General features: G+C 55.3%; 7 protein-coding genes. 6 read left to right on the top strand and 1 reads right to left on the bottom strand.

Annotation, left to right across the window (positions count from 1 at the left end; genetic code table 11):
• Window positions 1-155: 155 nt before the first annotated feature.
• Complete coding sequence (locus CIK76_RS16225) at window positions 156-641, bottom strand: hypothetical protein (protein ID WP_096288297.1); 486 nt, start codon at window positions 639-641, stop codon at window positions 156-158.
• Between the two features lie 110 nt (window positions 642-751).
• Between CIK76_RS16225 and CIK76_RS16220 the strand changes: the two genes are divergently transcribed.
• The 6 genes from CIK76_RS16220 (at window position 752) to CIK76_RS16200 (ending at window position 6,389) form a co-directional block, all read left to right on the top strand.
• Window positions 752-1,273, top strand: coding sequence for a hypothetical protein (locus tag CIK76_RS16220; protein ID WP_096288295.1), 522 nt, complete (start codon window positions 752-754; stop codon window positions 1,271-1,273).
• A gap of 362 nt (window positions 1,274-1,635) precedes the next feature.
• Entirely contained in the window at window positions 1,636-1,854 is a 219-nt protein-coding gene (locus tag CIK76_RS19990; protein WP_141393592.1) for a recombinase family protein, read from the top strand.
• Window positions 1,855-1,870: 16 nt separating this feature from the next.
• The gene (locus CIK76_RS16215) at window positions 1,871-3,106 is read left to right on the top strand and encodes a HEPN-associated N-terminal domain-containing protein (RefSeq protein ID WP_176484263.1); all 1,236 of its coding nucleotides are present in this window, start codon (window positions 1,871-1,873) and stop codon (window positions 3,104-3,106) included.
• Between the two features lie 213 nt (window positions 3,107-3,319).
• Window positions 3,320-3,901, top strand: coding sequence for a recombinase family protein (locus CIK76_RS16210; protein ID WP_096288330.1), 582 nt, complete (start codon window positions 3,320-3,322; stop codon window positions 3,899-3,901).
• Window positions 3,902-4,083: 182 nt separating this feature from the next.
• Window positions 4,084-4,452, top strand: coding sequence for a metalloregulator ArsR/SmtB family transcription factor (locus CIK76_RS16205; protein ID WP_096288291.1), 369 nt, complete (start codon window positions 4,084-4,086; stop codon window positions 4,450-4,452).
• The gene (locus CIK76_RS16200) at window positions 4,449-6,389 is read left to right on the top strand and encodes a cation-translocating P-type ATPase (RefSeq protein WP_096288289.1); all 1,941 of its coding nucleotides are present in this window, start codon (window positions 4,449-4,451) and stop codon (window positions 6,387-6,389) included. The genes CIK76_RS16205 and CIK76_RS16200 overlap by 4 nt, the downstream gene beginning before the upstream one ends.
• Window positions 6,390-6,399: the final 10 nt, after the last annotated feature.

Below are 6,399 nucleotides of genomic sequence, written 5' to 3'. Positions count from 1 at the left end.
CCAGCGCTGGTGTTTCGGCGTTCTTTGGCGTGGGCGGAATCAGTAACGGCCGCCGGGAATCCTGGGTATCGGATTTCGGCGGCCGTCAGAGACCTCATGAAAAATCTGGGCTAGGGCATGCCCGTAGAAGGAACGCTAAACGGGAAATTTCGGAGTCAGTCCAGTCGCACTGTGCATGTCTTACCGGTCGGTTCATCGTCAACTGTGAATTCAAGTGTTAAGAATCGGGCTGCTCTCGGCGGGTTAGGAAGATATACCCAGGTGGACTCCCACTCTGTCGCGCTCCCGGCGACCTGTCCGGATGTCAACCGATAATTGGTTCCCACGTCGTCCGAGATGACAGCTCCAACCGGTCCAAGAATGAGCTGGCCGGGCATTGAAGGTGCGTCGCCCGCTGCTTCCTCCCCCTTACGCTTTCTCATGTCAGCCCATTGCGTCAGTTGCTCTTCGTAGCGAACGTCGCGTTGCCAGGTCTCGTGGCTGCGAATTCCTTGGAAGTAGATTTTGATGCCTTCACTTCCCAGCCATCCGGCGGAGTCGATCGGAACATCGGCAATCGACTCGATGCCGGCAAACCGTACGTCCACGCCATCATTGGTTGCGACAACGAGATCACCTGGGGCTGAAATAACTGTCATCATGTGATCATCTTAGAGCCACCCACTAGATTTGCTTCGGGAACAGCTGTTCCATTCCCATAAGACGAACCCATAAGGTCTATGTCTCAATTCTTGCCAGGTAAGCTCGCACTATGTCCGAGACTGAACCTGTATTGGAATTGAATCCCGCGTCTTACACCGTGGTGGAACTCGTCAAGAAATTGGTCGACGAGCCTTGGCCCCAGTCCGATGAAGAACGTGAAAATCTATTCGCGCACCTTGGATTCAAATCAGGGAGCCAGTACAAGCTGGAGAACGAAGAATCGCCCCACCAGATGACTGAGCTGGATATAGGCCTCGGCGGACAAGCACCTAGCTCGTGGGACACCTATAACAAGGAGTTCCTAGGTGTGTCCGTCCACCTCTACGGCACTCAAGACTCCGAGGATCCAGCTGCTCAAAGCGGATACAACAAACTGCGGATGGAACTCACCGAACTCTTTGGAAAACCGGATCATCCGTGGGACAACGAAGAGACGCCACCCTGCATCTGGGAAGCAAACGGCCGGACAATTATTACACACCTCTTCAACCGTCGGGATAGCAGTGTGATGTTGAGCGTGGAGGATTCGGCTCTAGCCGACATTGCGGAAGCCGATTCAATTTCCAGCTGAGCAACCCCAGACAGCATTCCGTGAGGAACACATCTCGTGACGAACAGTCGTATTTCGCCTCAAGCGAGTTTCGGCATCCTGTCAGAGAGTTTTCCGAATAGGAACTCGGGTGTCCCGTAAGACGGTCGCCATACGGGACACTCGATCCGTTGACTTGTTAAGTTTTCGAAACTCCGAGTTTTCAACGATTTCAGATTCCCATATACCCCGCCCGAGAAAATGCCCGGTGAAGGGGCCTTATACGGACGCCAAAAACGGTCGTTTACGACACACTGACCCACCGACTTGGTAGAAATCATAGACAGTTGAAAACTCAACAGATTTTCGAACTCGATTGGTCGCGAAACACAGTGCTATAAACTATGTATCGAAAGTTTTGCATTCCACGAGTATTGAGACATTTAAACATGGGGCATCGCCTCCCGCGCATTCGCGCCCGGCCCGAGCTCGATGAGCTCCTGAGCCAGATCCGCCCCGGCGGCACCCTCATAGTCTGGTGCCTCGACCTACTCGGAAGATCCATCCGGAGCTCACTAGCCACATGGACGCCCTGCAGCCTTGCGGTTATCGCATCGCAATAACTCTAAGATGATGTCCATGGGAATGGCTAAAAGACTACAAATTGAAATTGACGAGCAAGGATGGGCACCAACAGACTTATCCATTTGCGTCGACTGCGTTGAGGATCGAGCACTAAAAAACGCCGTGAGCGGCTCTGCTTCCGCACAAGATGAGTGTTCCTTCTGCGGACGGCAAAACGCAGCCACATTTGATCTCGTTGTTGGCATGTTTGCAGATGGAATTAAGAACGAGTTCAACAACATCGATGATGAAAGTGTTGCCTACGATAGCCGAGAAGGCGGATACCAAATCTCGGATAACCAGAGATGGGATACATGGGATCTCATTGGGGATTTCAGTGACTCGTTCGCACGGGAAGACATCGTCGAATCGCTCAGAGATTCGATGCAGGACAGAATTTGGGTCAAACGAGACGTTTTCTCACTAGGACCCGACATCGCTATGGCTGACGCATGGGAGAATCTATGTGAGCAGGTGAAGTATAAGACGCGATATGTTTTCTGGCTCGCGGATAGCAGGAAAACCGAATCATATCCATCTGCAGGTGAGATTACACCAGCCGAAGTCCTGGATCATATCGGCGAAGTAGTAGATAGCCAGCTAGGCCTGATTTCCACATTAGAGCGGGGAACCACGTTTTGGCGAGCCAGAACCCACCCCGAGGGAAAACTTAATACAGACGTACCAGCGGGTGAGTTGGGGACATCGCCGCGTCAATATGCGAAATCGCCTAACAGGATGAGTCCTGCTGGCATTCCGATGTTCTACGGCGCCGAGGATCAGATAACAGCCATCAAAGAAGTCTCAGCTCATACGCCACTAGAATCTGATCATGTCACTTTCGGACGCTTTAGGCTAGAAAAAGACATAGCGGTCCTAGACCTAACTAAGTTACCGGCAGAACCATCGATCTTCTGCCCCCAACTTGGCCATTTGCGCCGTGAAATCCGCTTTCTACATAAATTTGTAGAGCAGCTTGGACTGAAGATTGATAATGAAGATCAGCCTATTGATTACATCCCCACCCAATTAGTCACCGAATTCTTCATGCAAGCTCACATGCGTGCGAATAACGAACCTGTCATTGGGCTCCTCTACAATTCCACCGCCAGTCCTGGAGGTCTAGCTTGCGTTCTAGACATTCCCAACGACTGTTGCCTAGAAGAAAACGCAACCATCACGCACGATGAGGATGCTCCTACGCTAGTTCTCGAACGCAGAACAGTAGAAACTAGGCCACTGCAAAACTAGAACGTATCCGTATCTTCTATTTCCCAAAAAGAGGCTTCCACCTGGATGAGACGTCTTGCAACCCATGGGTTGCAAGACGTCTCACCGAGCGCCGCTCCCCCAGCTGAAAATCCTTGAAAACTCAACGGTTCTAAATTCTCGCAACTATGTGTCACAACCAATGTCGTAGAATCATATTGACACTATTAGTTGCGAGACACTTTCAAGGGTTCCATGACCAAGCTGATCGGATACGCTCGCGTATCCACCAAAGTCCAAGACGCCGACCGGCAAATCCAAGACCTATTGGCGGCTGGCATCCGGCGCGATGACCTCTACACCGACCGTGGACTCTCCGGGGCGCTGGCCAAACGTCCTGGACTCGATAAAGCCCTCGAAGCACTCTACCCAGACGACACCCTGGTGATTACTACCCTGGACCGGCTCGGACGCTCCACCCAGAAAATGCTCGAACTCGCCCAAGAACTGCGCGAACGGAATATCGGACTGCGAGTGCTAAACCTCGGCGGCGGCGATGTAGATACCAAGACACCCATGGGAGCCATGGTCTTCACTGTCATGGCAGCACTCGCGCAAATGGAGCTGGAGATCAAACGTGAACGCATCAACGACTCTGTGACCAAACGCCGCACCGCCGGAGGGGACCTCGGCGGTCGCCGACCTACCTTCACCGAATCCCAGATCCGAACCGCAGCCAAGCTCATCCAGGCAGGCGATCCAGCCACCCAAGTCGCCAAAGATATGGGAATGTCCCGAGCGACCCTCTACCGCAGAATTAAAGAGTTAGACCACTAAACATCCCAAAAACCTTCCGTGCCCCTTCAAGCCCGGTCGACTTTCGGTACCAGGTTTTGGGAATCCAAGAACATTGAAAAAGCGCACTTCGAACTGATGCTCGGAATGCGCTTTTCAGGTTCTCAGAAACGATCGATTTTGGGCGGTGCCACTAGTACATCAAGTGCTGTATAGTACATCGTATGATGAACATTGAATCGCGGATCGATGCGATGAACCGGCTTGGCCGCGCCATGGCCGACCCCACCCGGTCACGCATCCTCCTGTCCTTGCTGCACGAACCCGGATACCCAGCGGAACTTGCCCAGACCCTGGGACTGAGCCGCGCCAACGTCTCCAACCATCTGACCTGCCTGCGCGGCTGCGGAATTGTCGTGGCGAAACTGGAAGGCCGCAACACCCGGTACGAAATCACCGATCCGCACCTCACCACCGCTCTGAGCGCCCTGGTTGACGTGACGCTGGCCGTCGATGATCAAGTACCTTGCCTGGACTCTTCCTGCCCTGACTGCGCCACCAGCGCCGATCGAGAACACGAGGAGCAAGCATGAGTTCCGCCTGCGGTTGCGATTCACCGGAACCCACCGAAGAATTCGAAGAGGAACTGCCCTGGTGGCGGGATTGGCATGTGCTCGTACCCATAGCCTCCGGCGTTTTCTTCCTCGCTGGGCTCGTCCTTGAATGGAGCACCCACGGCGAGAGCGCCGCCATCGTGGCCATGGTGCTGTTTTGGATCGGCCTGCTGCTGGGCGCTTTTACCTTTGTTCCCAGCGCCCTACGAAACCTGTTCACGAAACGGAAACTCGGCATTGGGCTGCTGATGACCATCAGCGCCACCGGTGCGGTCATCCTCGGCTATGTCGAAGAAGCCGCAGCCCTGGCATTCCTGTATTCCATTGCCGAAGCACTGGAAGACAAAGCCATGGACAGGGCACGCTCGGGCCTGCGCTCTTTATTGAAGCTCGTCCCGGAAACCGCCACCATCATCCGTGACAGCGCACCGGTCGTGGTCAGTGCAGCAGAGATCAAGATTGGCGATGCCCTGCGCGTGAAGCCTGGTGAACGCTTGGCAACCGATGGCGTGGTCAGCCAGGGATCAAGCAGCTTAGACACCTCCGCTATCACAGGGGAATCAATTCCCGTGGAAGTAACAGTGGGTGACCAGGTTGCTGCTGGTTCCATCAATTCATCCGGCGCGCTAGTAGTCACTGCAACGGCTAACGGCACGGACAACTCCCTGACCACGTTGGTGAGCCTAGTCGAGCAAGCCCAGTCGGAACGTGGCGAACGGGCACGGCTCGCTGACCGCATTGCCCGCCCGCTGGTTCCCGGCGTCATCGTCCTGGCTGTACTGATCGCTGTGCTTGGAGCGACCTTCGGCGATCCCGAAACCTGGATCACCCGCGCACTGATCGTGCTGGTTGCAGCCTCGCCTTGCGCGATGGCCATCGCCGTTCCTGTCACAGTTGTTTCCGCTATCGGAGCTGCCAGCAAGTTCGGTGTCATTATCAAAAGCGGAGCAGCGTTCGAACGGCTTGGTTCCCTGCGCCGCATCGCGGTAGATAAAACTGGAACGCTCACACGCAATCAGCCAGTGGTCACGCAAGTCCAGACCGTTGATGATGCGACCCGCGAAGAGGTGCTCGCCGTTGCCGCCGCCCTGGAACAGCACAGCACCCACCCACTAGCTACGGCCATCACCGCAGCAGTGTCCATGATCCCTGAAGCAACGGAGGTTAATGAAGAGCCAGGACACGGCATTACCGGCGTCCTGGATCGTGTTCAGGTCGGGGTCGGCAGTCCTCGATGGATTGCCCCAGGATCGCTTGCTTCCGCCGTTGAATCCATGGAGGCCTCCGGGCAAACCTGCGTCATGGTCACTCGTGCAGAGCAGGCCATTGGCGTGATCGGCGTGCGCGATGAACTACGCCCTGAAGCGGCCGAGGCAATTCGAGACATGCAGGACCAGGGGATCGATGTGGTGATGCTCACCGGCGATAACTCACGTACTGCCCACGCGCTGGCTTCAATCGCCGGCATAGACACCGTTCATGCCGAACTGCGGCCTGAAGACAAGGCCCGTGAAATCGCTTCGTCGGTGCAGCAGGTTCCTACAGGGATGATCGGTGACGGGATCAACGATGCCCCTGCCTTGGCTAGCGCTACCGTGGGGATTGCGATGGGCGCTACCGGTGCCGATGCCGCCATAGAATCAGCCGACGTAGCCTTCACCGGCCATGATTTGAGACTGATCCCGCAAGCCTTGTCCCATGCTCGACGGGGCCGAGCGATCATGAATCAGAACATCGTCCTGTCAATGGCGATCATCGTTGTCCTGCTGCCCTTGGCTATTACCGGAGTGCTGGGTTTAGCCGCGGTAGTGCTGGTTCACGAGGTCGCAGAAGTCATCGTGATTGCCAACGGCCTTCGTGCTGCCCGCGTCCACCGCAAGCAGCTCACCCAGCAGCCGGGCAACGTCCTGCATTAGCGCTGGTTTC

The sequence above is a fragment of the Glutamicibacter sp. BW80 genome, from assembly GCF_002332385.1.
Lineage (GTDB): Bacteria > Actinomycetota > Actinomycetes > Actinomycetales > Micrococcaceae > Glutamicibacter.
This window is presented reverse-complemented; position numbering and strand designations above follow the sequence as displayed.

Bases quoted from the DNA above. Each gene is read 5' to 3' on its own strand.
- CIK76_RS16205 (WP_096288291.1), top strand. From the start codon at position 4,084: ATGATGAACATTGAATCGCGGATCGATGCGATGAACCGGCTTGGCCGC.
- CIK76_RS16220 (WP_096288295.1), top strand. From the start codon at position 752: ATGTCCGAGACTGAACCTGTATTGGAATTGAATCCCGCGTCTTACACC.
- CIK76_RS16210 (WP_096288330.1), top strand. From the start codon at position 3,320: ATGACCAAGCTGATCGGATACGCTCGCGTATCCACCAAAGTCCAAGAC.
- CIK76_RS16200 (WP_096288289.1), top strand. From the start codon at position 4,449: ATGAGTTCCGCCTGCGGTTGCGATTCACCGGAACCCACCGAAGAATTC.
- CIK76_RS19990 (WP_141393592.1), top strand. From the start codon at position 1,636: ATGTATCGAAAGTTTTGCATTCCACGAGTATTGAGACATTTAAACATG.
- CIK76_RS16225 (WP_096288297.1), bottom strand. From the start codon at position 641: ATGATGACAGTTATTTCAGCCCCAGGTGATCTCGTTGTCGCAACCAAT.
- CIK76_RS16215 (WP_176484263.1), top strand. From the start codon at position 1,871: ATGGGAATGGCTAAAAGACTACAAATTGAAATTGACGAGCAAGGATGG.